Here is a 24,611-nt window from a genome sequence, read left to right as displayed (position 1 = left end):
CAGACAAGCGTTTCGGGTTGCATAGGGCCCCCGCGATGTTGTAGGATGACCTATATCTTCAGCCTTCATTAAAGGAAAGTCAAAAATGCCTATTACCGGCGAAATGCTGATCGGTCGCAAAGCCGTGCGCGGCGAAGAAAAACCGCTGCGCGCGTTTAATCCTGCCACGGGTTCCGAGATTGCCGAGCCGGTGTTCGGCAGCGGCACCGTCGAGAACGTCGCGCAGGCCTGCGCGCTCGCGCAACAGGCGTTCGACGCCTACCGTCAACTGCCGCTCGCAGTGCGCGCCGAGTTCCTGGACCGTATCGCTGACGGCATCACCGCGCTCGGCGACGAGCTGATCGAGCGTGCGCAGGCTGAATCGGGACTGCCGAAGGCGCGTCTGGAAGGCGAGCGCGGCCGCACCACCGGCCAGTTGAAGCTGTTCGCGCAGACCGTGCGCGCGGGCCAGTGGCTCAACGCTACGCTCGATTCGCCGCTGCCGGAGCGCAAGCCGCTGCCGCGCTCGGATCTGCGCATGCAGAAGATCGCGCTCGGTCCGGTCGCGGTGTTCGGCGCGAGCAACTTCCCGCTCGCGTTCTCGGTAGCGGGTGGCGACACCGCCGCGGCGCTGGCTGCTGGCTGCCCGGTCGTCGTGAAGGCGCATCGCGCTCACCTCGGCACGTCGGAGCTGGTCGGTCGCGTGATCCAGCGCGTCGCGCAGGAAATGGATCTGCCCGAAGGCGTGTTCTCGATGATCGTCGGCGCGGGTAACTCGGTCGGCGAGGCACTGGTTGCGCACCCGGCCATCAAGGCGGTCGGCTTCACCGGTTCGCGCGCGGGCGGCACTTCGCTGATGCGCGTCGCGGCGGCGCGTCCGGAGCCGATCCCGGTGTACGCGGAAATGAGCAGCATCAATCCGGTGTTCCTGCTGCCCAACGCTCTTGCGGCACGCGGCGACGGCATCGCGCGCGGTTTCGTCGACTCGCTCGTGCTCGGCGCGGGCCAGTTCTGCACCAACCCGGGCCTCGCCATCGCGATCGACAGCGACGCGCTGAAGGGCTTCGTCGCGACCGCATCGGAAGCGCTCGCGGCGAAGCCGGCGCAGACCATGCTGACCTCGGGCATTCACGCCGCGTATGAAGACGGCGAAGGCAAGCTGGCCGCAACGAAGGGCGTCGAAGTCGTGGCACGCGGCGTCGCCGCGACCGGCCCGACCCAGGCTTGCGCGGCGCTGTTCGTGACCGACGCGCAGACGTTCCTCGCGAACCCGGCGCTCGAAGACGAAGTATTCGGCCCGGTGTCGACGATCATCCGCTGCAAGGACGAGCAGGAAATGCTGAAGGTCGCCGAACACTTCGCCGGCCAGCTGACCGCGACGCTGCAGATGGACAGCGCCGACGTGGCGGCTGCGAAGAAGCTGGTGCCGATTCTCGAGCGCAAGGCCGGCCGGATTCTGGTCAACGGCTTCCCGACCGGCGTCGAAGTGTGCCATGCGATGGTCCACGGCGGCCCGTTCCCGGCAACGTCGGATAGTCGAGCGACCTCGGTCGGCACCACGTCGATCGACCGCTTCCTGCGCCCGGTCTGCTACCAGGACTTCCCGGCCGAGCTGCTGCCGGAAACGCTGGCTGACGGCAATCCGCTGGAACTGTGGCGTCGTCGCGATGGCGAACTCACGCGCGGTTAATCGCGTGACGCCGTCCTGAACGGATGCGTGCCCGGGCCAGTCGGCCAGGCGCGGATCGAAGGGAGGGGCGGACGCAATCGCAAGATAAAAAAAATGGCCGGGAGATTCCCGGCCATTTTTCTCGCCCGCGAGCTTCGTGAGAATCAGCTGTTCGCTTCGCTCACTTCATTCGCGCGACGCAGCCGCTCGCGGCTATTCGACAGATGCATGCGCATCGCGGCGCGTGCGCCTTCGGCGTCGTGCCGGCTGATCGCCTCGAGGATGCTTTCATGCTCGAGGTTCACGAGCGACAGATACGCATCAGGATCGGCGCGCGCGATGCCGGCCGAGTCGAGCCGGTTGCGCGGAATCAGCGCGCTGCCCATTTGCGACAGTATGTCGACGAAATAGCGGTTGCCGGTTGCGCGTGCGACCGAGATGTGGAACTGCAGGTCGGCCTGCACGCTGTCGAGCCCGTTGTGGCGCGTGGCCTCGATCGCGTCGAGCGCGGTGCGCATGCGCGCGAGGTCGTCCGGTTTCGCGCGTTGCGCGGCGAGACCGGCGCATTCGGTTTCGAGGCTGATGCGCAGCTCCAGAATGCACAGCACGTCGCGCAGCGTGGTGGCGGGCACCATGTCGATGCCGAGCTTTTCGCGTTGCGGCTCGAGCACGAAGCTGCCGATGCCGTGCCGCGTCTCGATGACCTTGCCTGCCTGCAGGCGCGAGATCGCCTCGCGAATCACCGTGCGGCTCACGCTGAGTGTGCTCATCAGCTGCGATTCGGTGGGGAGTTTGTCGCCCGGCTTCAGCAAGTTGGCCGCGATCTGCTCGGTGACGTAGTTGACGACGAACTCGGCAAGATTGCGAGCGCGTCGTGGCGGTGCCGCGGATGCTAGTGGTGTAGCCATCGAAAACGCTCCTTGTTTGAAAGATCGCGGGGAATCGTGCATTTTTATTATATCGTCGTCTGACGACTGATTATAGAAGGCCGGCTCGTTTCCGGCGCAAATGTCACGTATATCGGCGCAGGCCGGAAGTTTGGCGCCTCGGCGCGAATAGATCGCGCGAGGCGCCGGGTCGGTCGGCCGGAAGTACGATAACCGCGACGATAACCCAGCCTATAACGGGCTCACGCCGGACGCAACTCGACCCGCCGGATGTCCTTGACGATCACCAGATAGCTGATCACGGTCAGCAGCGCGTTCGCGCCGACGAACACCAGCGCGCCATTGAACGAGCCCGTGCGCGCGACGAGATAACCGATCACGATCGGCGTCACGATGCCGGCGATGTTGCCGAACATGTTGAAGATCCCGCCGGACAAGCCGAGCGCTTCCTTCGGCGACGTATCGGCGACGACCGCCCAGCCGAGCGCGCCGATGCCCTTGCCGAAGAACGCGAGCGACATCAGCGCGACGACGACCCAGTCGGTCGACACGTAGTTGCAGCCGATGATGCAGGTCGACAGCAGCATGCCGCCGACGATCGGCACCTTGCGCGCGACGGTCAGCGAACAGCCGCGGCGGATCATTCCGTCCGACAGCACGCCGCCGAGCACCCCGCCGAGAAAGCCGCAGATCGCCGGCAGCGAGGCCACGAGGCCCGCATGCAGGATCGTCATGCCGCGCGCCTGCACGAGGTAGATCGGAAACCACGTCAGGAAGAAGTAGGTCAGCACGTTGATGCAGTACTGCGCGAGATAGACGCCGAGCAGCATGCGGTTGCTGAGCAACTGACGCACGAGCGTCCAGCCGCCGGCCTTCGAAACATCGTCCGGGCGCGTCTTGCGCGCACCGCTGACGAGGCCGCCGCCTTGCTCGATGTACTCGAGCTCGGCGCGCGACACGCGCGGATGGTCGGCGGGATTCTTCATGACCTTCAGCCACGTCAGCGCGAGCAGCAGCCCGGCCACGCCCAGTACGACGTAGACCATTTCCCACCCGAACGCGTGCGTGAGCCACGCCATCAGCGGCGTGAACACGACCGCGGCGAAGTATTGCGCGGCGTTGAAGATCGCCGACGCGGTGCCGCGCTCGTTGGTCGGGAACCAGCTCGCGACGACCTTCGCGTTCGCCGGGAACGCCGGCGACTCGGCCGCTCCCATCACGAAGCGCAGCGCGAACAGGCCGGTAATCGCCGCACCGGCGCTGCCGAGCAGGCCGACCGAGCTCTGCAGCAGCGTGAATAGCGACCACGAGAAGATGCTCGCCGCGTACACGCGGCGCGCGCCGAAACGGTCGAGCAGCCAGCCTGCCGGCAGTTGCGACAGCACGTAAGCCCAGCTGAATGCGGAAAAGATATAGCCCATGCGGACCGCGTCGAGGCTGAACGCGGTGCGCATTGCGGAACCGGTGACGGACAGCGTCGCGCGGTCGGCGTAGTTGAGGGTGGTGATCACAAAGATCAGCAGCAGGATCCCGTAGCGGACCTTGGTGCGTGCCGCGCTAGCAGCGGCGTCGGTGGAACTGGCCGAGCGGCTCAAGTCCATGGGTCATCTCCTGTATTGTCGGGCGAGGTGTAGTCTGCACACCGGGTGGCCCGCAGACCACCTGCCTGTCGGGCAAACACACGAACGCCCGGCGACGTTGCTGTGCCGGGCGTTCGCCACGCGGCCGTCTAGGCGGCCCTCATCGATGAGGCTCGCGAGCTACTTCGCTCGAAGCCCTGACGCCGGTGCCTTACTGCGGTCCGAGCTTCTTGATCAGCGCGTCGAGCTGTTCCATTTCTTCCGGCGTCAGATCGGTCAGCGGTGCGCGCACCGGACCTGCGTCGTGGCCGACCAGCTTCGCGCCAGCCTTGACGATGCTGACCGCGTAGCCGGCACGGCGGTTGCGGATCTTCAGGTACGGCAGGAAGAATTCGTCGATCAGCTTGCCGACCGTTGCGTGGTCGTCAGCGGCGATCGCGCGGTAGAAGTCCATCGCGGTCTTCGGAATGAAGTTGAACACCGCCGACGAGTACACCGGCACGCCCAGCGCCTTGTAGGCGGCAGCGTAGACTTCCGCGGTCGGCAGGCCGCCGAGGTACGAGAAGCGCTCGCCGAGGCGGCGGCGGATCGTCACCATGTTTTCGATCTCGCCCACGCCGTCCTTGAAGCCGATCAGGTTCGGGCAACGGTCTGCCAGACGCTCGAGCATGTCGGCGTTGAGCTTTGAATTCGCGCGGTTGTAGATGATCATGCCCATGCCCGGAACAGCCTTGCAGACCTCTTCGGCGTGCTCGGCGATACCGTCCTGGCTTGCTTCGGTCAGGTAGTGCGGCATCAGCAGGATGCCGTGCGCGCCGAGGCGCTGCGCTTCCTTCGCGTAGGCGATCGCCACGCGGGTCGGGCCGCCGGCGCCGGCGAGGATCGGTACCTTCCCCTTGCAGACCTCGACCGCGGTCTTGACTACTTGCGTGTAGTCGTCTTGCGTCAGCGAGAAGAATTCGCCCGTGCCGCCGGCGACGAACAGCGCCGATGCGCCGTACGGAGCGAGCCATTCGAGACGCTCTGCGTAGGTGTCGGCGCGGAAGTCGCCTTTAGCGTCGAAGTCGGTGACGGGGAAGGACAGGAGGCCTTCCGAAACGATCTGCTTGAGTTCCTGCGGTGTCGTCATGATCAAAGTATCCAGGCGTCGGATTGGGTCGTTGTTGGTTCCAACCAGTACAACGGACGTCGTACTAGTAGAAAATCTTTGGAAATCAGATTTCTTATACGTCATCGTACAACAACAAATCCGGTAACTCAACGGGGTTTTCACGGCATAATTCACGCTATAGGGTAAATACGGAACATCCGGGCGAAACTTCACGTTGTAGGATGACGTATGATTAATGGCGAAGCAGGTCTATCACGCCTCAAGGATCGATCAATGGAACAAACTCCGCTCTACATCCGCGTTCATCCCAATGACAATGTCGCGATCGTCGTCAACGACGGCGGTCTGGGCGAGGGCGCGGTATTTGCCGATGGCCTCAGGCTGCGCGAGCGTGTGCCGCAGGGCCACAAGGTCGCGGTGGCCGATCTCGCCGAGGGCGACGAGGTCATCCGCTATAACGTCGTGATCGGTTATGCGCTGAAGCCGCTGCCGAAGGGCAGCTGGATCAACGAACACGTGATCCGCATGCCGAGCCCCCCGGGACTCGAAGACCTGCCGATCGCCACCACCAAAGCGCCGGACATGCCGCCGCTCGAAGGCTATACGTTCGAGGGCTACCGTAACTCGGACGGCTCGGTGGGCACGCGCAACATCCTCGCGATCACGACCACCGTGCAGTGCGTCGCCGACGTCGTGCAACACGCGGTCACGCGCATCAAGGCCGAGCTGCTGCCGAAATATCCGAATGTCGACGATGTCGTCAGCCTCGGTCACACCTACGGCTGCGGCGTCGCGATCGACGCGCCCGACGCGATGGTGCCGATCCGCACCGTGCGCAACATCGCGCTGAACCCGAACTTCGGCGGCGAAGTGATGATGGTGAGCCTCGGCTGCGAGAAGCTGCAGCCCGAGCGTCTGATGCCGCCGGGAACGATTCCGATCGCGGCGGCGGCGGTCGTCGACGACGTCGCGGACATCGGTGATGTCGCGCTGGAGCAGAACGGCGACGTCGTGGTGTTGCAGGACGAATCGCACGTCGGCTTCCAGTCGATGATCACGTCGATCATGAGGATGGCCGAAGGGCATCTGAAGCGCCTGAACAACCGCCGTCGCGAAACCTGTCCGGCGTCGGATCTGGTGATCGGCGTGCAGTGCGGCGGTAGCGACGCGTTCTCGGGCCTGACCGCGAACCCGGCCGTCGGATTCGCAACGGATCTGCTGGTGCGCGCCGGTGCGACCGTGATGTTCTCGGAAGTCACCGAAGTGCGCGACGGCGTCGATCAGCTGACCGCGCGCGCGGCCAATGCGGACGTCGCACAGGCGATCATCCGCGAGATGCAGTGGTACGACGATTACCTGAAGCGCGGCGGCGCGGACCGCAGCGCGAACACGACGCCCGGCAACAAAAAGGGCGGCCTCTCGAACATCGTCGAAAAGGCGATGGGCTCGATCATCAAGTCGGGCAACTCGGCGATCTCCGGCGTGCTGTCGCCGGGTGAGAAGGTCAACCAGAAGGGCCTGATCTACGCGGCCACGCCGGCCAGCGACTTCATCTGCGGCACGCTGCAGGTCGCCTCGGGCATCACGCTGCACGTGTTCACGACCGGCCGCGGCACGCCGTACAGCCTCGCCGAAGTACCGGTCATCAAGGTCGCGACGCGTTCGGACCTCGCGCGTCGCTGGCACGATCTGATGGACATCAACGCCGGCACGATCGCGACCGGCCAGTCCAGCATCGAGGAGGTGGGCTGGGAACTGTTCCGCCTGATGCTCGAAGTCGCGAGCGGCCGCAAGGAAACCTGCGCGGAGAAGCTCGGACTGCACAATGCGTTGACGCTGTTCAACCCGGCGCCGGTGACCTGAGCAGGCACCGTGCCCCGTCAATACTCGGGCGAGCGCCGGTCCAGCCGGCGCTCGCTTTTCCGTTCAGAAGACCCGCTCGCAATCACAACAGCAAAGAGACATGACCGATTTGAACGTTGACCGCTCCGCGGCAAAGAAACCCTTCCGCCGTCTGCTGCTCACGGGCGCCGCGGGCAACCTCGGCAAGCAACTGCGTCCCGCGCTCGCGCAATGGGCCGACATCGTGCGCGTGTCCGATATCGCTGCGCTCGGCGAAGTCGCCGCGCACGAGGAAGCGGCCGTCGTCAATCTCGCCGATGAAGCAGCCGTGCACGCGCTGCTCGAAGGCGTGGACGCGGTGGTGCATCTCGGCGGCATCTCCGTCGAAGCGCCGTTCGAAGACCTGCTCGAAGCGAACATCCGCGGCCTCTACAACGTGTACTCGTCGGCGCAAAAGCATGGCGCGAAGCGCATCATCTACGCGAGCTCGAATCACGCGGTGGGTTTCCATCCGGTCACGTCGGTTCTCGATACCGAAGTGCCGCTGCGTCCGGACGGCATGTACGGCGTGACGAAGTGTTTCGGCGAATCGCTGTCGCGCTACTACTTCGACCGCTTCGGTCTCGAGACCGTGTGTTTGCGGATCGGCTCGTCGTTCGAGCAGCCGAAGACCGCGCGCATGCTCATCACGTATCTGAGCTACCGCGATTTCATCGAGCTCGTGCGCTGCTCGCTGTTCACGAACCGCGTCGGTCACGCGATCGTCTACGGCGTGTCGAACAACCGCATCTCGTGGGTCGACAACACGAACGCCGCGTTTCTCGGCTACCGTCCGCAAGACAGCTCGGCGCAGTTCGAACACCTGTTCCCACCGAGCGCCCCCGACACGCGCTACGACGACCCGACCCAGCTGTACCAGGGCGGCCCGTTCGTGCTAGCCGGTCCGAGGGAGCCGAAGCCGGAGCCTAAGCGGGAGCCTAAGCAATGAGCGCGAATCCGCAAGTGGAGCGCTTCGAAGCGGCCGGTCCGTTGCCCGCGGCCACCGGTGAAAGCCCGGTCTGGCGCGCGGCCGAGCAGGCGCTGTACTGGGTCGACATTCCGGCGAAAAAGATCGTGCGCGGTTCGCTCGCGACGGGCCAGCGCAGCGAATGGCTGCTGCCGGAGCAGGTTGCCTGCATCGCGTTCGATCACGCCGGCACCGTGCTCGCCGGCTGCGAGACCGGGTTGTTCGCGGTCTCGCTCGCAGACGCGTCGAAAGCGGCGAGCGGCGAGCCGCTGACAGCGTCGCTGCGCGAGCTCGCGGCGCCTGAATTCCCGCACGGCGGAATGCGTTTCAACGACGGCCGCTGCGACCGGCAAGGGCGTTTCTGGGCCGGCACGATGGTGATGGACATGGCCGCGGCGATCCCGGGCGGCGCGCTGTACCGCTTCGACGAGAAGGGCGTGCTGTCAGCGCCGGTCGTCGATTCGCTGATCACGCAGAACGGCCTCGGCTGGTCGCCGGACGGCACGACGATGTATCTGTCCGACTCGCATCCGCTGCGCCGGCTGATCTGGGCGTTCGACTACGACGTCGACAGCGGTGAGCCGCGCAACCGCCGCGTGTTCGCCGACCTGCATCACTATTCGGGCCGTCCGGACGGCGCGGCGGTCGATGCCGACGGCTGCTACTGGATCTGCGCGAACGACGCCGGTCTGCTGCTGCGTTTTACGCCGCAGGGTAAGCTCGACCGGCAGGTTCCGGTGCCGGCCATCAAGCCTGCCATGTGCGCGTTCGGCGGCCGCGATCTCGATACGCTGTTCGTCACCTCGATTCGTCCCGCCAACGGCGCGAGCGAGCACGACGGCCACGTGTTCGCGCTGCGGCCCGGCGTGAGCGGGCTGCCTGAGCCCGAATTCGCAGGGCAACTGTAACGTTGCTTGCATGAAGCATGCGCCGGGACGAAGTTTTTCTCCCGGCGTTTTCATTTTTCAGGACCATTCGTATGGCCCTTTATTTGTCACTCGTCGTACAACGTGTTGTGTGAAGACCACGCCGGCACGTATTTCTTAAGCAAAAATACCACAGCTCCGCAGACTGTACCGATTCCGTCCCCATCCAATGCCGGACGGCGCGGGACCCTGTGGCATGCCACGCCGGTCATCCGTGCCGGCGCTTTTCTTGATGCGGGTAAATACCGTCTGTACAAGATAAAACCCCTTTTATAGACTTCGTATGTTGTCGTACAACATATAAGTCCAAACAAATGGCTTTCTGTGTTCGTGTGACAGTGCAATTCGGTGGGTTTTCAAGGCATTCGTGCCGCCGCGGTCGATGCGGCATGCATGTCCGAAGCCGGCCGGCGTGATTGAAGTAAGTAGTCGAGTTGTCGACTGGAGTGCTGGGTGAACTGTGCCGGGGAAGTCGCACAGCCAGTACGGCCAACGCCCGCACCTGCGAAGGCAGTGAGCGTGAAGCCGGAGACGCGTCAAAACCATGTCACATCCGCTGTTGCTGGGATGGTCTATTTTTCAAGGAATGTCACGATGAACAAGAAGTTTGCCTCTTCCCATATTTCGATGATCGTCGCGGCCGCGGCGTTGGCGTTCAGCACGATGTCGGCTGAAGCGCGCGTGTTCCGCGTCGCCGATGTGCACGGCGACACCTTCCCGACCAACATGGCCGTGAAGTACATGGGCGAGGAGATCAGCAAGGCGACCGGCGGCAAGGACTCCGTGAAGGTGTTCGGCAACAGCGCGCTCGGTTCGGAAAACGACACGATCGACCAGGTCCGTATCGGCGCGCTCGACATGGCCCGTGCCAACGGTGCTGCGTTCAACGAAATCGTGCCGGAATCGATGATCCCGTCGCTGCCGTTCCTGTTCCGCGACGTCGACCATTTCCGCAAGGTCATGTACGGCCCGGAAGGCCAGAAGATCCTCGACGCCTTCACCGCGAAGGGCATGATCGCACTGACGTTCTACGAGAGCGGCGCACGCTCGATGTACGCGAAGAAGGCGATCAAGTCGCCGGCTGACATGAAGGGGCTGAAGGTCCGCGTGCAGCCGTCCGACCTGATGGTCGACGAAATCAAGGCAATGGGCGGCACGCCGACCCCGATGCCGTTCTCGGAAGTCTATACGGGCCTGAAGACCGGCCTCGTCGACGGCGCCGAAAACAACCTGCCGTCGTACGAAGAAACCAAGCACTTCGAAGTCGCTCAGATCTACTCGGAGACCCAGCATTCGATGACGCCGGAAGTGCTGGTGTTCTCGAAGAAGGTTTGGGACACGCTGTCGCCGCAAGAGCAGCAGATCATCAAGAAGGCCGCGGCTGACTCGGTGCCTTACTACGAGAAGCTGTGGACCGCGCGCGAAGCCGACGCACAGAAGGCCGTCACGAAGGGTGGCGCAACGGTCATCGCGGCTTCGCAGATCGACCGCGCGGCTTTCGTGAAGGTGATGCAGCCTGTGTGGGCGAAGTACGAAAAGACCCCGCAAATGAAGCAGATCGTCGACGAGATCGAAGCAATCAAGTAAGTCACGCGTCCCGGACGCAATCAGCAATAGCAACGCTTGTCGCAACAGCGGCGTGAATGGTCCCGCGAGGAAACTCGCGAGACCTTCCGCCGCGCGATTTCGCGCGCGCGTGCGGATCGTGTCGCATCGGGACGGCTGAATCTCAAGCACAGGTCGGTCGTAAGCAAGGACAGGGTCATGAGTTTCCTGAAACGCCCAAATGATTTTCTTTTTCGCGTGCTGCTGGTCGTGGCGTCGCTTAGCCTCGCCGTACTTTGCCTGCTCGTGATTTATAGCGTGGTGATGCGCTACGTGTTTAGCGACGCGCCCGATTTCGTTGAGCCCATCGCATTGTTGCTGGTGATCCTGATCGCGATGTTCGGCGCCGCGCTGAAGGTTCGCGAGGGCGGTCACATCGGACTCGACTCGCTCGTCAAGAAATTGCCCGAGAAAGGCCAGGTGATCGCGAAAGGGATTCAGCACCTGTGTCTGGTCGCTTTCGCGGTGGCGGTCTTCGTCGGTTGCCTCGAGATGGCGGAAACCACGATGGGCGATCGCATTCCGATCATCGGCGTGCCTGAAGGCGTGCGCTACTGCATCCCGATCTTCGCGAGTGTGTGCATCGCGTTGTTCTCGATCGAGCATCTGCTCGAGCTCTTCGCGGGGAAACGGGAAGAGCCGGTGCTCGAACTCTCCGCCACGGAATAAAAGTAGAACCATCATGGAACTTGCCCTTCTTACCGCCAGTTTTCTAATCTTCCTCTTCCTCGGGGTTCCGGTTTCATTCGCGTTGGGCCTGTCCTGCGTTCTGACGTACCTGTTCGAAGGCTTGCCGACCGCGACCGCGATGCAGTCGATGATCTCGGGCATGAACGGTTTCTCGTTCCTCGCGGTCCCGTTCTTCATCTTCTCCGGCGAGCTGATGCTCCACGGCGGCATCGCTGACCGCATCCTGCGTTTCGCGCAGGCCTCGGTCGGCCATTTCCGCGGTGGCCTCGGCATGGCCAACGTGGTCGCCTGTACGCTGTTCGGCGGCGTGTCGGGTTCGCCGACCGCGGATACGTCGGCCATGGGCGGCGTCGTGATCCCGCTGATGAAGCGCGAAGGTTATAGCGCCGCATACGCGGTCAACGTGACCACGCACTCGTCGCTCGCCGGCGCGCTGATGCCGACGTCGACCAACATGATCATCTACGCGTTCGCCGCGCAAGGCGTGAGCGGCGTGCTGAACGGCAAGCAGATGAGCGGCGTGTCGATCGGCGATCTGCTGTTCTCGGGTCTGTTGCCGGTGCTGTGGGTGATGGGCCTCGTGCTGATCGCCGCTTACTGGCAGGCTGTCAAGTTCGGCTATCCGCGCCGTCCCGACGGGTCGACCGAACTGCAGCGTTTCCCGGGCTGGATGGCGGTGCTGCGTACGTTTGTCGGCGCGGTGCCGGGTCTGATGGTCATCGCGATCATTCTGTTCTGCGTGGCGCGCGGTATCGCCACCGCGACGGAGGCGGCCGCAATCGCCGTGGGTTATTCGCTGATATTGACCATCGTCGTGTATCGCTCGCTGTCGATGAAGAAGCTCGGCCATGCGCTCGGCAAGGCCGCGAAAACGACCGGCGTGGTGCTGCTGCTGATCGGTGTGTCGAACATGCTGCGCTACCAGATGGCCTATCTGGAGATCCCGGAGGCGATCGAGCGCATGCTCGACGGCGCGACCTCGCTGCCGTGGCTGATGTTGTTGTACATCAACGTGATTCAGGTGTTCCTCGGTACGTTCGTCGACATGGCGGCGCACATCCTGATCACAACCCCGCTGTTCCTGCCGATGGCCATGCACAACGGGGTGGGCCCGGTTCAGTTCGGCATCATGATTCTGCTGAACTGCGCATTGGGTCTCGTGCATCCGCCGATTGGCTCGGTGCAGTTCATTGGTTGCGCAATTGGCAATGTGTCGATAGGGGAAACTACTAAGGTGGCTTGGCCGTATTACCTCGCTATCTTCTCGGCCATCAATATTGTCACCTATGTCCCGTGGTTCTCGACCTGGTTGCCGAGCATCATCAACGGTCACCCGGTGTTCTGATCCAAATAAAACGTCTTACCCACACTCAGCGGCGCTCGCATAGGCCGCATTAGAAAGTTTTTAACAGAGGAGTAACAATGAAAAAGACTCTCTTAGCTTCTGCCTTGGGGTTGGTCGCCCTGGGCGCACATGCGCAAAGCAGCGTGACGCTTTACGGTATCGTCGATACGGGCCTGGGTTGGCAGAACAGTTCGGCGTCGCTGACCACGGCGGCGAAACCGCAGACCGTCGCTGGCAACTCGCAAGTCAAGATGATCAACGGCATCTGGGCAGGCAGCCGTTTCGGTTTGAAGGGCTCGGAAGATCTGGGTGGCGGCACGAAGACGATTTTCCAGTTGGAAGAAGGCTTTAACAGCGCAACTGGCGCGCAAAGTGTGTCGGGTCTGGCATTCAACCGCCAGGCATGGGTCGGTCTGACGAACGCTCAGTTCGGTACGGTGACGGCAGGCCGCGGGTACACCTCGTACTACACGCTGCTCTCGCCGTATAGCCCGACCACGTGGCTGACCGGTGCATACGGTGCGCACCCGGGTGATATCGACTCGCTGGATACGACGTTCCGGGTGAACAACCAACTGGTTTATACGTCGCCGAGCTTTGCCGGTCTGACGGTTAGCGGTTCGTACGCACTGGGCGGCAACGCGGGCAGCTTCGCAGCCGGCCAAACCTGGAGCGTTGCGGCACAGTACCTGAACGGCCCGATCGGTCTCGCGGCAGGTATCCAGCGCATTGACAACGCGGCGACCGTTGGCACCCCCGCGTGGAATTCCACGGCGTCGAACAACGGCGCTCAGCCGTCCGTCTCGGCAATCAACAACGGCTTCCAGACCGCAGCGAAGCAGCAGCGCATTGCGGTGACGGGTGGTTACGCGTTCAACTCGCAGTGGGACGTTTCGTTCGCATACTCGAACGTTCAATACGCCGCGGGCCAGGCTTCGCTGTTCCACGACACGCAGATCTGGAATACCGGTGGCGCAGTGCTGCACTGGAAGCCGATCTCGGTGCTGGACCTGGCCGCTGGCTATAGCTACACCCGTGCAACGTCGTCGAACGGCATTCAGAGCACGGCTAGCTACAGCCAGTTCAACCTGTCGCAGTACTACTCGCTGTCCAAGCGCACCGGCCTGTACGCACTCGAAGCGTATCAGCGCGCTAGCGGCCAGACGCTGTCGGGCAACGGCAAGTCCATCATCAACGCAGTGGCAAGCATCGGTGACGGCCAGAACGGTTCGCCGTCCTCGTCGCGCAGCCAGACCGCGGTTGGCGTGGGTATCATCCACAAGTTCTAAACAGTTACTGAATACGTGGCGGCACGTTGTTTTGCCGCCACATCGACGCGTTTTTTTCGCGTCGTGTGTCTCGCAAAGCTGCGCACATTACGTGCGCAGCTTTTTTTTTTGGATGCTTCATTTTGATGCATCGCAGGCGCTGGTCTCGCCAGCGGTGCCAGATCTGGGTTGGGATTGCCTCGCGCGCGGGCTTTCGCGTTACGATGAGAGCCCGGCGCGCTTTCCTGCGCCGTTTCGCGAGGAGACGCCGATGCGTGAATTACGATGGGCTTCGGAAGAGGGCGACGGCATCGAACATCTGGTATTCGATGCGCGCGACGATGGCTTCGCCGTTGAAAGCGTCGTGGTCGGGCAGCGCTACGGCAAGGCGTACGGGCTGCATTACGCGGTGCGCTGCGACGCGCGCTGGCGCACGCGCTACGCGCGGCTGAAGATCGTCGGCGGTGGCGAACTGGAGCTGCATGGCGATGGCGACGGCCACTGGCACGACGGGCACGGCCTCGCGCTCAGCGCGATCGAAGGCTGTATCGACATCGATATCGCGGCGACGCCGTACACCAATACGTTGCCGATCCGTCGGCTGCAACTGGCGCAAGGCGAACGTCAGCCGATCGAAGTCGCGTATATCTCGACGCCGGACTTGCAGGTCACGCGCGCCGAGCAGGCCTACACGTGCATCGAGTTGAATGGCGAGTACCGCTACGAAGGCATTTTTCGCGAGTTCACCGCCAATTTGCGCGTGGATAGCGATGGTCTCGTGATCGACTATCCGACCTTGTTCACGCGTTTGCCGCGCGCGCGTTAGGTTGTGCGTTCGGCGTCGCCTGCTGCGTTTGACTCGTCGGCGGGCCCAGTCGATGCGCCGCGGCCGAGCGGGCGTTGCATCAGCGTCGTGTCGAGCCAGCGGCCGTGCTTGTAGCCGACAGCCTTCAACGTGCCGGTCAGCTCGAAGCCGAGTTGCGCGTGCAACGACAGTGAGCCGCCGCTGCCGCCATCGGCGATCACTGCGATCATCTGACGCCACGGTCCGGTCTCGCAACGTTCGATCAGCGCCTGCAGCAGCACGCGTCCGATGCCGCGTCCGCGATACGCGTCGTTGACGTAGATTGAGTCTTCGATCGTGTGGCGATAGGCGGCGCGCGGGCGATACGGCGTCGCATAGCAATAGCCGGCCACGTCGCCGTCGATCTCCGCGACCATATATGGCAGTCCGTGGCTGCGCACGCTTGCGAGCCGCGCGCGCAGATCGTCGACGGACGGCGGGGTTTCTTCGAACGACGCGACACCGGTCAGCACGTGATGCGCGTAGATCGCCTGGATCGCGGGGAGGTCGGCTTCGCTGGCGTCGCGGATCAGCGGGGCGTCGAGCGGAGGGCGGGGTGAACTCATGCGGGGTCCTGTCGTGGCGGGCGCAGTTTGGCGGAAGTCTTCACTATGCCTGTCGCCGGGGCGGATTTGAAGCGGGTCAAAGATCGAATTGATCGAACTCGCTCTGCAGCTCGCGATTACGCGCCACGCGTTCGTCGATAGCCGGTCCACGCCGTTCGACGACCGCTGAGATCAGCGAATCGACGTAGGAACCCGACATGCCGTCCGAATAGAACACGCGCGGGCGGATGTATTCGAGATAGCTGTAGAACGCGTTGCTGATGCCGCGCGTCGATTGGATGCCGAGGATGTAGACCGCATCGGCGTTCGCCATGCGCTCGGCGACGCGCGCGAAGGCCGGCGAGCGCGCGAGTTCATACACGTGCCGGATCGCGCCGATCTCGAGTTCGAGCGATTGGGCGAGCGCGGCGTCGCGCGGCGAGGAGCCGTCAGCGACGCTCGGTTCATGAAGCTCAACGGTTTGCGCGCAGTCGCTCGGGCCACGACGGAACGCGGCGCGGGGCGCTGGTTGTGCCAATCTGCGAAATGATGACAGATCGATCCACGGCTCGCGCAATTCGATCCTGAAAAAGTCTGTTCGCCGTGCGACGGTCGAGCCGCGTCAGACCGGCCGCCGCACCGGCGCGGCGCGCGAAAAATGCCGTGCGCCAGCCACGCAGGCGACCACGATCACGGTGACGATGATCATCGATGGCGGTACCTGCTCGTGCAGCAGCACGCCGGCGAGCAGCAGCCCGAAAAACGGCTGCAGCAGCTGCAGTTGGCCGACCGCCGCGATGCCGCCGAGCGCGAGCCCGCGATACCAGAACACGAAGCCGATCAGCATGCTGAACAGCGACACGTACGCGAGTCCCCACAGCGCGGCGGCGCCGACACCGTCGAACGACACGGGCCGCGTCCACCATGCGAGCGGCAGCATCAACGGCAGCGACAGCACGAGCGCCCACGAAATCACCTGCCAGCCGCCGAGATGACGCGACAACCGCGCGCCTTCCGCGTAGCCCAGCCCGCACACGACGATCGCCGCGAGCATCAGCGCGTCGCCGAGCGGCGAGGCGTCGATGCCGTGACGCAGCGCGAACGCGGCCACCGCCGCGCTGCCGAGCGCCGAGAACAGCCAGAACGCCGGCTGCGGCCGCTCGCCGCCGCGCAACACTCCGAAGATCGCGGTGGCGAGCGGCAGCAGGCCGATGAACACGACCGCATGCGCGGCGCTCACATGACGCAGCGCGAGCGCGGTCAGCAAAGGAAAGCCGACCACGACGCCGAGCGCGACCACGACGAGCGGCAGCAGATCGCGCCGCTCCGGGCGGGTCTCGCGGAACACCAGCAACAGCAGCAGACCAAGGATGCCCGCGATCGTCGCGCGCGCCACGGTCAGAAACACCGGATCGAGGCCCTGCACGGCAAGCCGCGTGGCCGGCAGCGAGCCGCTGAAAATCAGCACGCCCGCGAAACCGCTGAGCCAGCCGTTGGTGGTTTTGTCCATGGCAAACATCCCTGCGCTGAAAGAGTCTCATGGTGCGCGCCGCGGCCGTAAACGTTAAGCTACAGATCAGTACAGTTCGTACAAACTGTACCGAACATGGGAGCAGTACAGATGGCGGAAAACGAGAACAACGAGACGGTGCCGGGCACGCGTGTCGGCCTCGTGATGAACAATCTGCGGGAGCGTATCGCGAGCCGCTCGCTGATGCCGGGCGCCCGCGTGCCGTCGATTCGCGCGATGACCGACACGCTCGGCGTGTCCAAGTCGACCGTGGTGGAAGGCTACGACCGTCTCGTTGCGGAAGGGGTGATCATCGCGCGGCGCGGCTCGGGCTTCTTCGTGTCGGGCCATGCGCCGCCGCTCGCGCTCGCCGATCTCGGGCCGCGGCTCGATCGCGAGGTCGATCCGCTGTGGCTCACGCGGCAGTCGCTGGAGACCGGCTCGAAAGCGCTGAAGCCCGGCTGCGGCTGGATGCCGGCTTCGTGGTTGCCGGAAGATGGCGTGCGGCGCGCGCTGCGCGCGGTCGCCCGTGATCCGCAATCGCTGCTCGCGGATTACGCGAGCCCGGCGGGCTTGCCCGCGCTGCGTCAGCAGCTTGCGTGGCGGCTTTCCGCGCACGGGGTCGATGCGCCGCCCGAGCAGATCCTGCTGACCGACGGCGGCACCCATGCGCTCGATCTCGTGTGCCGCTTCCTGCTCGAACCCGGCGACACGGTGCTGATCGACGATCCTTGCTATTTCAATTTTCAGGCGTTGTTGCGCGCGCATCGCGTGCGGATCGCGAGCGTGCCGTACACGCCGCAAGGACCGGATCTCGCGGCGTTCGAGCGCGTTCTGGTCGAGCAGCGTCCGCGGCTCTACGTGACGAACTCGGCGATCCACAATCCGACCGGCGCGACGCTCGCGCCGGCCGTCGCGCACCGGCTGCTGAAGCTCGCCGGCGAGCACGATCTGCTGATCGTCGAGGACGACATCTTCGCGGACTTCGAAGACGAAGCCGCGCCGCGCCTTGCCGCATTCGACGGCCTCGCGCGCGTCGTGTCGATCGGCAGCTTTTCGAAGACGCTGTCGGCGGCGGTGCGCTGCGGCTATATTGCGGCACGCGCCGAATGGGTCGAGCCGTTGATCGATCTGAAGCTCGCGACATCGTTCGGCAATGGTCAGCTCGCGGCGAGCGTCGTGCATCGGATGCTCGTCGACGGTACCTATCGGCGTCATCTAGAGGCGATGCGCGCGAAGCTGGCCGATGCGATGGGAGAGACCATCAGGCGTCTCGGCTATGCGGGCCTCGATATCTGGACACGGCCGCGCGCGGGCCTGTTCGTGTGGGCGCGCTTGCCCGGGGCGCTCGATGCCGCCGACATCGCCCGTCATGCGCTGACGGCGGGCGTCGTGTTCGCGCCGGGCAACGTGTTCAGCGCGTCGCAAGCGGCGGCGGGCTTTCTGCGTTTCAACGTGTCGCAATGCAATCGCCCGAAGGTGTACGAGGCATTGCAACGGGCGATGCAAGCGTGCACGGTGTCGGCCGGCGCGGGGCGCGAGCGGGTCTGAGACGAACTCAGGCGAAGCAGGCGTTCGCGGTCCCCCGCTACAGCGTTATTTGCACAGCAGAAGCATCCGTTCTTCTTCCGAGCAAGGCGTGTGCGGTTTCGGCGCGGGTTGCGCGGCCGCCGCGCTCATCGCCGCGCTGCGGTTCGCGAGACACGCGCGCAGATGCTTCTCGACCGGACCGTAGTACTTCCACCCACGAACGAGCGTCGGCAATTCGAGCTTCACCTGTTTCCATTTCGGATGGCCATGCTCCTGCAGATTGTCGAAGTTCGCGCACAACGAGTCGGCGAAATGATTCAGATTGCTGACTGTGTCGCGCAAGCCGTAATCGTAGGTGACCAGAAACGCTTTGACGGTCAGACCCGGCACGTCTTCCTTCAACCAGCCTGGGTAGCTGCTTTGGTGGATCGTAGTCGGAAAGTAGGTCTGCTTCGCGCGGTTCGTCTCCGGCGCGTTGGGATCGACGGGCAACAGACGCAACTGTGACAGCAGGTCGGGTTTCATGTCGTTGAACAGCTTTGCCGGCTGCCCGACCACGATGATCGCGACGTCGATCTTCTTCACGATCAGCGCGGCGAGCGCGTCCTCGTTGCTCAGATGCACGACGTTCTGCTCCGGAATCGGCTGGCCGAACATCAGGCGATAGAGCGTCGTCGCCGACTGCGCGGTGCCGCTGCCTAGCAGGCCGACGCTGATGGTCTTGTCCTTGATGTCGGCGAGCGTTTTCAGCGGCGAATCCGCCCGTACGACGACGTTAATTTCCTCGTCGTAGAGCGGCATGATCAGTCGCAGCGGCCGGATCGTCGTGCCCGCATCGGGGTTGCCCGAGTTGGCCATGTCGATGAACGCCTGGTACACGTCGGACTGCACGAGCGCGAGCTTCACGCCGGGCTCGAAACGCATGCGCTGCACGTTTTCGGCCGAGCCTTTCGACGCCACCACTTCGAGGTCGATGCCAACCGGCTGGGCCACCCATTTCGACAGGTCATTGCCGATCTGGATATATGTGCCGCGCTCCGGCCCGGTGACGATCTTGTAGTGCGCCGGTTCCGCGCCGGCCAGCGAACATACGACCAGTACCACCAGGCCCAGCCAGCCCGCGAGGAGTCTCTTCAGCATGATCTTTCTACCTATCGGTCAGGTTGATCCCGCTTCACGCGTGGCGCGTGGAAGCACCAGTGATCCGGTTGCCATGTCATGTTCAAACTGCTGCCAGGGTCGCTCTGTCTGTTTCCGCTCAGAGGACGCACGATAATGTGCGAATCGGCACAGACGGCGGCCATTTGATCTGGTATGCGAAGCAATGTTTTTGCGCGACGGCGCAGCAGTTTGCGTCTCCGGGACCCGGTTCGGACCGTCGCGTCGCGCGTGAGCGCTAGTTGCTCCGCGGCGTCACGGTTCTCACGACGCCGACGTTCGTTGCAGTCACGACCGGTTCGCCGTGCGCTTGCATGCCGACGGGCAGCGGTGCCTGCGCTTGCGCTTGCGGCGCGCCCGGCGCGGCATCCGTCGTCGCCGCATGCGGCGGAGTCAGCGGCGCCCAGCCGGTCTCGCGAATGACGCGCTCGAGGATCACTTTCGCCGCGTCGTTGCCGCTGTCGATCGCGAGCGCCTCGTTCGCATGCTGACGCGCGCACGGCCACGACTGCTGCGCGACGCAGGCCTGCGCGGCCTGTAGCGCAGTATCGCGACGCTGGACGAGCGGCCGCATCTGATCGGCCAGACCCTGCGCGTCGCTGTTTCCGGGTTGTAACGTTTGCGCGGCGGCGAGAGAGGCTTGGGCGGCGGACAGATCGTTCGCGCGGAACGCTGTCTTCGCGACCTGCAATGCTTGTCCGGCGTCGTGGAATTGCGGCGCGGGCCGCATGGGCGTCGCGGCCATCGGCGGCGCGGCTGGTGTTGCTGGAATGACAGGAGCCGCGGGCACGACGGGCGCGGGCTTCGCCGCCAGTGCGGTCACGGGCGGTGGCGCAGGCTTGGCCGCGGCCGGCGCGTGCATGGTCTGTGCTTGAGCAATCACCGGGGCGGACACAAGCGGCGCGATCATGCCGGTCGTTGTTCTGGCATCCGGCGTAATCTGCTCCACGCCTTGATCCTCCGATTCGCCGCCGTCGCTGAATAGCGTATAAGCGACATACGTCAGGCCGATTGCGACAACCGCGCCGATCACGTACAGCACGCGCCAGATCGTCTGCGCAGTGTTGGGCGGCGCATACATCGGATCTTCGTAAGGTGGGATAGTGGTGTCGGTCGACACGAGCGCCGTGTGCATGACCGGCTCGGTCTGCAACAGGGGTTCGGACGCCATCGCGGCAGCGGCGATGGCGGGCTCGTCCCGTCTGCCGAGTTCGTCGTCGAAACGGGGCAGGGGCTTGTGCGTGGCGCTCGCACGGCTGCCTGGAATACCGGTGCGGATGTGCGGATCGTCCTGGTCGAACGGATGCGCAGCGCCACAGTAGGGGCAGGCGTCGACTTGTCGGTACAGTGCGCCACCGCAGCGTTTGCAGGGCGTGGGGAAAGTTTGGCCGGTTGCTGTCTGGGTGGACATGCCGTGGACCCACCTTTGGAAAACGATGCCGTAAAGGCATGCTTCGGATCGTGTAGAGGCAGGAGCCTTGTCCGCGGAATCACGATCCACATGCGCCGGAAGTCGTGGAGACGTAGGCAGCGGCTGCGTTTCCACGGGTTCCAATATGTGGCGTTTCACGGGGGACGTCAACGCGGTTGGTCCCTGGATTGTGTGCGCTACCGCTCATTCGGAGGTATGAAGAAACCCTGGCCATACATTCGAAACGAGTGTATGTGTCTGTTGTTTCACGACAAATGGAAGGTACCCGGAAGCATCGCGCTGCATGAAGCGAGCGCGACAAAAAAACAACGAGGCCGACGCGTCGTGCGTGCGGCCTCGTGATCGACCTGCTATCTGGCGCCTGCCGGTACGCGTTTGCATCAGCTTTCCGATCAGGCGTCGAAGTACGCTCAGTGCTTGCGCAACGGATGATCCTTCAGCAGCCATGCCAGCACGAAGGCGAGCACCACGACGCATGCGGCCGACAGATACACGGTGTGCAACGCACCCGCGAACGCATGCAGATAGTCGTTGCGCAATGCTTCGGGTAGCTGATGAATCGCTGCGGGACCCAATGCCTGCGGAAGTTCGGTGTCGGGCGGGATCAGCTTTTCGAGGCGTCCGGCGAGGCCGTTCGAGAACACCGCGCCGAAGCCGGCCACGCCGATCGAGCCGCCGATCGAGCGAAACAGCGTGACGCCCGATGTCGCCACACCCATATGCTTGAACTCTACGGTGTTCTGGACCGCGAGGACCAGCACCTGCATCACCATGCCGAGGCCGCAGCCGAGCAGACCCATGTACAGATACATCACATGAATCGGCGTATCGATCTGCAGGCGCGCGAGCAGCAGCATCGCCACGGAGACGAGGAACGTGCCCATGATCGGGAACAGCCGGTACTTGCCGATCTTGCTGATCACGCGGCCCGTCACCATCGACAGGATGAACAGGCCGCCCATCATCGGCAGCATCTGCATGCCGGCGTGCGACGGCGTGGAGCCCTTCACGACCTGCAGATAGAGCGGAATGAACGTCACGGAGCCGAACAGCGATACGCCGATGATGAAGCTCACGAGGCTGCTGATCAGAAACGTGCGCTGTTTGAACAGTCCGAGCGGCATGATCGGTTCGAGCGCGCTGCGTTCTTCGTGAATGAATCCCCAGATCGCTGCGAGGCCCATGCCGAGCGTGAACCACAGTTGCGGCGACGACCACGGCAGGATCGTGCCGCCCTGACTCGTGAACAGGATGATGCAGGTCAGCGCGCCGGCGAGAAACGCGGCACCCATGTAATCGATCGTGTGCTTCACGTGGCGCACGTGCGGCTTGAACACCGCGCCGATCACGATGAGTGACAGGATGCCGAGCGGCAGGTTGATGTAGAAGATCCAGCGCCACGTCAGATGCTCGACCAGAAAGCCGCCGAGCAGCGGACCGATGACGGTGGCAAGACCGAAGATGCCGCCGAACACGCCTTGGTAGCGGCCACGCTCAGCGGGCGGAATCACGTCCGCGATCGCCGCCATCGTCACGACGAGCAGGCCGCCGCCGCCGAGCCCTTGCAGCGCGCGCAGCACGATCAGCTGGCTCATGTTCTGCGCGATGCCACACAGCGCCGAGCCGACGAGAAAGATGACGATCGCCGTCTGCAGCACGATCTTGCGGCCGAACAGGTCGCCGAACTTGCCGTACAGCGGCACGACGATGGTCGAACTGAGCAGGTAGGCGGTCACGACCCACGACAGGTTATTGAGCCCGCCCAGTTCGCCGACGATGGTCGGCAGCGCGGTCGAGACGATCGTCTGGTCCAGGGCGGCGAGCAGCATGACCAGCAGCAGCGCCGGAAACAGCAGCCGGATCGGCGGATGGTCGGCCGCGGGCGCGGAGTCGACTGACAGGGTCGTAGCGGGTTGTTCCATGGCGGCAACGCGTTGAAATTAATTAACTGAGCGATTAATATATGTGACATCGCCTCTCACGTCAAATTCAATGCAATGACAAGGATCTCGCCTGACGACGCCGCGGCGCACAATGCCGTGGCAGATACGGGGCCGCCCGCGCGAATGGCCGCGAAAGAGCGCGACGCGTCGAAGCCCAAACTCACGGCAGCGGCAACGGATATTCATGCCGCGAATATCGGCAGCAGCGCACCGGCTGGATCGGCCGCCCGCCGCCCCGGCCGGCCGTCGGGCGCCGCGCGCGGTCCCGCGCAGCGTGCGCGCTTGCTCGACGCCGCGCTGACGCTGTTCGCGAGGCAGGGCATCGTCGAGACATCGCTGGGTGAGATCGCCCGCGAGGCCGGCGTCACGCCCGCGATGGTGCACTACTACTTCAAGACGCGCGATCAACTGCTCGATGTGCTGATCGACGAGTGTTTCGTACCGTTGCGCGCGAGCCTCGGGCTGCCGTTTCAGGAGAATCCCGACGATCCGGTCGCGGCAATCACGCAACTCACGGAGCGGCTCGTGCAGATCGCGAGCGACAACCCGTGGTTCGCGTCGCTGTGGGTGCGCGAAGTGATCAGCGACGGCGGGCTGCTGCGCCAGCGCATGCATGAGCGCTTTGGTTTCGCGCATCAGAACGCGTCGCTGCTGGCGATCGCGCGCTGGCAGAAGGAGGGGCGCCTGAATGCATCGCTCGAACCCGCGCTCGTGTTCGTTACGCTGCTCGGCATGACGATTCTGCCGCTTGCCACCTCGAAGCTGTGGCGCAACGATCCGTTGCGCCACAGTATCGGCGGTGCGGACATTGCGCGGCACGCGGTGGCGTTGCTGTTGCAGGGTATCGGGCCCGGCAAGGGCGATTGAACTGGCGCCCGTGTGGCGCACCGGTCGCCGCGTCGTTTGAAAGGGCCCTAGATTTTGCGATTTTTCTTCCACTCGTCGAACGCCGCCTTCGTCTCGTCGTTCGGCGGATAGGTGCCGGGCAGCGCGGCGCCGGCACGAATCCTTTCGGTGAGAAACGCCTCGAGCTGTTCCTGCCCGACGGCGGCTTGCGCGACGTCGTCGGCCATCTGCAGCGGAATTACCACAACTCCATCCACATCGCCGACGATCACGTCGCCCGGAAACACCGCGACTCCACCACAGCCGATCGGCACGTTGATATCGACCGCGTGATGGCGGATCAGATTGGGCGGCGCGCTCGCGCCGGCGCAAAACACCGGCATGTCGAGCGCGGCGATCGTCGCGCTGTCGCGCACCGGGCCGTCGGACACCATCCCGGCAACACCGCGCACCTGCAAACGAAGCGACAGAATCGAACCGAACGACGCGCTGCCGCGCTCGCCGCGGCAATCCTGCACGAGCACGTGGCCCGGCGCAATGGTCTCGACGCATTTGCGTTGCGCGTACTCAGGGTCCGCGAATAGCTCCAGTACGTCGATGTCTTCGCGCGATGGGATGTTGCGCAGCGTGAACGCCGGCCCGACCAGATTCGCGCCGCGCCGCGGACCGAGCGGCGCGACGCCCTGCATGAAGGTGTTGCGCAGACCGCGCTTGAATAGCTGCGTGGTCAGCGTGGCGGTGCTGACGTGACGAAGGATGTCGAGCGTCGCGGCGGAAAGCGCGGGCGATGTGGCGGACATGGTGTCGGTTGACCTCGGGTTGAGATGAGGGGGCATCGGTAGGCGCGCGTGCGCGCCCACGATGATAGCGCCGCGACACCACCGGTTAGCAGGCC

The 24,611-nt window shown here is 64.1% G+C and carries 20 protein-coding genes and 1 pseudogene; 11 read left to right on the top strand and 10 right to left on the bottom strand.

Annotation, left to right across the window (positions count from 1 at the left end):
* Window positions 1–85: 85 nt before the first annotated feature.
* The gene (locus tag OKW37_RS31490; protein WP_429403248.1) at window positions 86–1,669 is read left to right on the top strand and encodes an aldehyde dehydrogenase (NADP(+)); all 1,584 of its coding nucleotides are present in this window, start codon (window positions 86–88) and stop codon (window positions 1,667–1,669) included.
* A gap of 143 nt (window positions 1,670–1,812) precedes the next feature.
* Here the strand turns inward: OKW37_RS31490 and OKW37_RS31485 are convergent, their stop codons facing one another.
* The 3 genes from OKW37_RS31485 to kdgD all read right to left on the bottom strand — a co-directional run bounded on the left by OKW37_RS31485 (window position 1,813) and on the right by kdgD (window position 5,244).
* Complete coding sequence (locus OKW37_RS31485; protein ID WP_090806091.1) at window positions 1,813–2,556, bottom strand: FadR/GntR family transcriptional regulator; 744 nt, start codon at window positions 2,554–2,556, stop codon at window positions 1,813–1,815.
* A 221-nt stretch (window positions 2,557–2,777) separates the two neighbouring features.
* Window positions 2,778–4,136 carry an MFS transporter gene (locus OKW37_RS31480; protein WP_429403247.1) on the bottom strand — a complete coding sequence of 453 codons (1,359 nt, stop codon included), beginning with the start codon at window positions 4,134–4,136 and terminating at the stop codon, window positions 2,778–2,780.
* Window positions 4,137–4,326: 190 nt separating this feature from the next.
* A complete protein-coding gene (gene kdgD / locus OKW37_RS31475; protein WP_090806087.1) occupies window positions 4,327–5,244 on the bottom strand; it encodes a 5-dehydro-4-deoxyglucarate dehydratase in 918 nt (305 codons plus the stop codon).
* A 255-nt stretch (window positions 5,245–5,499) separates the two neighbouring features.
* Between kdgD and garD the strand changes: the two genes are divergently transcribed.
* The 8 genes from garD to OKW37_RS31435 all read left to right on the top strand — a co-directional run bounded on the left by garD (window position 5,500) and on the right by OKW37_RS31435 (window position 14,734).
* Window positions 5,500–7,089: a galactarate dehydratase gene (garD, locus tag OKW37_RS31470; RefSeq protein WP_184067062.1), complete on the top strand. Its 1,590-nt coding sequence runs from the start codon at window positions 5,500–5,502 to the stop codon at window positions 7,087–7,089.
* A gap of 100 nt (window positions 7,090–7,189) precedes the next feature.
* Window positions 7,190–8,056, top strand: coding sequence for an NAD-dependent epimerase/dehydratase family protein (locus tag OKW37_RS31465; protein ID WP_429403246.1), 867 nt, complete (start codon window positions 7,190–7,192; stop codon window positions 8,054–8,056).
* The gene (locus OKW37_RS31460; RefSeq protein WP_429403245.1) at window positions 8,053–8,982 is read left to right on the top strand and encodes an SMP-30/gluconolactonase/LRE family protein; all 930 of its coding nucleotides are present in this window, start codon (window positions 8,053–8,055) and stop codon (window positions 8,980–8,982) included. Before OKW37_RS31465 ends, OKW37_RS31460 begins: the two co-directional genes overlap by 4 nt.
* 612 nt (window positions 8,983–9,594) lie before the next feature.
* On the top strand, window positions 9,595–10,587 hold the full coding sequence (locus OKW37_RS31455; RefSeq protein WP_184067071.1) for a TRAP transporter substrate-binding protein: 993 nt from the start codon (window positions 9,595–9,597) through the stop codon (window positions 10,585–10,587).
* A 177-nt stretch (window positions 10,588–10,764) separates the two neighbouring features.
* Complete coding sequence (locus OKW37_RS31450; RefSeq protein WP_429403244.1) at window positions 10,765–11,274, top strand: TRAP transporter small permease; 510 nt, start codon at window positions 10,765–10,767, stop codon at window positions 11,272–11,274.
* Between the two features lie 13 nt (window positions 11,275–11,287).
* Window positions 11,288–12,640 carry a TRAP transporter large permease gene (locus OKW37_RS31445; RefSeq protein WP_429403243.1) on the top strand — a complete coding sequence of 451 codons (1,353 nt, stop codon included), beginning with the start codon at window positions 11,288–11,290 and terminating at the stop codon, window positions 12,638–12,640.
* A 77-nt stretch (window positions 12,641–12,717) separates the two neighbouring features.
* Window positions 12,718–13,929 carry a porin gene (locus OKW37_RS31440; protein WP_090806074.1) on the top strand — a complete coding sequence of 404 codons (1,212 nt, stop codon included), beginning with the start codon at window positions 12,718–12,720 and terminating at the stop codon, window positions 13,927–13,929.
* Between the two features lie 250 nt (window positions 13,930–14,179).
* On the top strand, window positions 14,180–14,734 hold the full coding sequence (locus OKW37_RS31435; RefSeq protein ID WP_026225863.1) for a putative glycolipid-binding domain-containing protein: 555 nt from the start codon (window positions 14,180–14,182) through the stop codon (window positions 14,732–14,734).
* On the opposite strand, the gene OKW37_RS31430 is transcribed toward OKW37_RS31435, so the two are convergent.
* The 3 genes and pseudogenes from OKW37_RS31430 to OKW37_RS31420 form a co-directional block, all read right to left on the bottom strand.
* Complete coding sequence (locus tag OKW37_RS31430) at window positions 14,731–15,318, bottom strand: N-acetyltransferase family protein (RefSeq protein WP_429403242.1); 588 nt, start codon at window positions 15,316–15,318, stop codon at window positions 14,731–14,733. The two genes, OKW37_RS31435 and OKW37_RS31430, sit on opposite strands and share 4 nt — an antisense overlap.
* 76 nt (window positions 15,319–15,394) lie before the next feature.
* A pseudogene (locus tag OKW37_RS31425) lies at window positions 15,395–15,763 on the bottom strand (hypothetical protein); the annotation flags it as partial.
* Window positions 15,764–15,919: 156 nt separating this feature from the next.
* The gene (locus tag OKW37_RS31420; protein WP_184008450.1) at window positions 15,920–16,807 is read right to left on the bottom strand and encodes a DMT family transporter; all 888 of its coding nucleotides are present in this window, start codon (window positions 16,805–16,807) and stop codon (window positions 15,920–15,922) included.
* Between the two features lie 111 nt (window positions 16,808–16,918).
* Here OKW37_RS31420 and OKW37_RS31415 point away from each other — a divergent pair, with 111 nt between their 5' ends.
* Entirely contained in the window at window positions 16,919–18,358 is a 1,440-nt protein-coding gene (locus OKW37_RS31415) for a PLP-dependent aminotransferase family protein (RefSeq protein WP_429403241.1), read from the top strand.
* A gap of 45 nt (window positions 18,359–18,403) precedes the next feature.
* On the opposite strand, the gene OKW37_RS31410 is transcribed toward OKW37_RS31415, so the two are convergent.
* From OKW37_RS31410 to OKW37_RS31400, 3 genes are all read right to left on the bottom strand, one after another.
* Window positions 18,404–19,477, bottom strand: coding sequence for a TAXI family TRAP transporter solute-binding subunit (locus tag OKW37_RS31410; RefSeq protein ID WP_187629790.1), 1,074 nt, complete (start codon window positions 19,475–19,477; stop codon window positions 18,404–18,406).
* A 256-nt stretch (window positions 19,478–19,733) separates the two neighbouring features.
* Entirely contained in the window at window positions 19,734–20,906 is a 1,173-nt protein-coding gene (locus OKW37_RS31405; RefSeq protein WP_429403240.1) for a hypothetical protein, read from the bottom strand.
* A gap of 431 nt (window positions 20,907–21,337) precedes the next feature.
* Entirely contained in the window at window positions 21,338–22,849 is a 1,512-nt protein-coding gene (locus tag OKW37_RS31400; protein WP_429403239.1) for an MDR family MFS transporter, read from the bottom strand.
* A 75-nt stretch (window positions 22,850–22,924) separates the two neighbouring features.
* Between OKW37_RS31400 and OKW37_RS31395 the strand changes: the two genes are divergently transcribed.
* Window positions 22,925–23,737: a TetR/AcrR family transcriptional regulator gene (locus tag OKW37_RS31395; RefSeq protein ID WP_429403238.1), complete on the top strand. Its 813-nt coding sequence runs from the start codon at window positions 22,925–22,927 to the stop codon at window positions 23,735–23,737.
* A 47-nt stretch (window positions 23,738–23,784) separates the two neighbouring features.
* On the opposite strand, the gene OKW37_RS31390 is transcribed toward OKW37_RS31395, so the two are convergent.
* Window positions 23,785–24,516: a ribonuclease activity regulator RraA gene (locus OKW37_RS31390; RefSeq protein WP_429403237.1), complete on the bottom strand. Its 732-nt coding sequence runs from the start codon at window positions 24,514–24,516 to the stop codon at window positions 23,785–23,787.
* Between the last annotated feature and the right edge of the window lie 95 nt (window positions 24,517–24,611).

The sequence above is a fragment of the Paraburkholderia sp. MM5482-R2 genome, from assembly GCF_050436125.1.
GTDB classification, from domain to species: Bacteria; Pseudomonadota; Gammaproteobacteria; order Burkholderiales; family Burkholderiaceae; genus Paraburkholderia; species Paraburkholderia tuberum.
The sequence above is the reverse complement of the archived record's forward strand: the minus strand, read 5'-3'. Positions and strand labels throughout refer to the sequence as shown.

Coding starts and splice junctions, on each gene's coding strand:
- OKW37_RS31430 (WP_429403242.1), bottom strand. CDS start 15,318: ATGAGTTCACCCCGCCCTCCGCTCGACGCCCCGCTGATCCGCGACGCC.
- garD (WP_184067062.1), top strand. CDS start 5,500: ATGGAACAAACTCCGCTCTACATCCGCGTTCATCCCAATGACAATGTC.
- OKW37_RS31450 (WP_429403244.1), top strand. CDS start 10,765: ATGAGTTTCCTGAAACGCCCAAATGATTTTCTTTTTCGCGTGCTGCTG.
- OKW37_RS31445 (WP_429403243.1), top strand. CDS start 11,288: ATGGAACTTGCCCTTCTTACCGCCAGTTTTCTAATCTTCCTCTTCCTC.
- OKW37_RS31440 (WP_090806074.1), top strand. CDS start 12,718: ATGAAAAAGACTCTCTTAGCTTCTGCCTTGGGGTTGGTCGCCCTGGGC.
- OKW37_RS31420 (WP_184008450.1), bottom strand. CDS start 16,807: ATGGACAAAACCACCAACGGCTGGCTCAGCGGTTTCGCGGGCGTGCTG.
- OKW37_RS31485 (WP_090806091.1), bottom strand. CDS start 2,556: ATGGCTACACCACTAGCATCCGCGGCACCGCCACGACGCGCTCGCAAT.
- OKW37_RS31455 (WP_184067071.1), top strand. CDS start 9,595: ATGAACAAGAAGTTTGCCTCTTCCCATATTTCGATGATCGTCGCGGCC.
- OKW37_RS31410 (WP_187629790.1), bottom strand. CDS start 19,477: ATGCTGAAGAGACTCCTCGCGGGCTGGCTGGGCCTGGTGGTACTGGTC.
- OKW37_RS31465 (WP_429403246.1), top strand. CDS start 7,190: ATGACCGATTTGAACGTTGACCGCTCCGCGGCAAAGAAACCCTTCCGC.
- OKW37_RS31460 (WP_429403245.1), top strand. CDS start 8,053: ATGAGCGCGAATCCGCAAGTGGAGCGCTTCGAAGCGGCCGGTCCGTTG.
- kdgD (WP_090806087.1), bottom strand. CDS start 5,244: ATGACGACACCGCAGGAACTCAAGCAGATCGTTTCGGAAGGCCTCCTG.
- OKW37_RS31490 (WP_429403248.1), top strand. CDS start 86: ATGCCTATTACCGGCGAAATGCTGATCGGTCGCAAAGCCGTGCGCGGC.
- OKW37_RS31435 (WP_026225863.1), top strand. CDS start 14,180: ATGCGTGAATTACGATGGGCTTCGGAAGAGGGCGACGGCATCGAACAT.
- OKW37_RS31390 (WP_429403237.1), bottom strand. CDS start 24,516: ATGTCCGCCACATCGCCCGCGCTTTCCGCCGCGACGCTCGACATCCTT.
- OKW37_RS31480 (WP_429403247.1), bottom strand. CDS start 4,136: ATGGACTTGAGCCGCTCGGCCAGTTCCACCGACGCCGCTGCTAGCGCG.
- OKW37_RS31415 (WP_429403241.1), top strand. CDS start 16,919: ATGGCGGAAAACGAGAACAACGAGACGGTGCCGGGCACGCGTGTCGGC.
- OKW37_RS31395 (WP_429403238.1), top strand. CDS start 22,925: ATGACAAGGATCTCGCCTGACGACGCCGCGGCGCACAATGCCGTGGCA.
- OKW37_RS31405 (WP_429403240.1), bottom strand. CDS start 20,906: ATGTCCACCCAGACAGCAACCGGCCAAACTTTCCCCACGCCCTGCAAA.
- OKW37_RS31400 (WP_429403239.1), bottom strand. CDS start 22,849: ATGGAACAACCCGCTACGACCCTGTCAGTCGACTCCGCGCCCGCGGCC.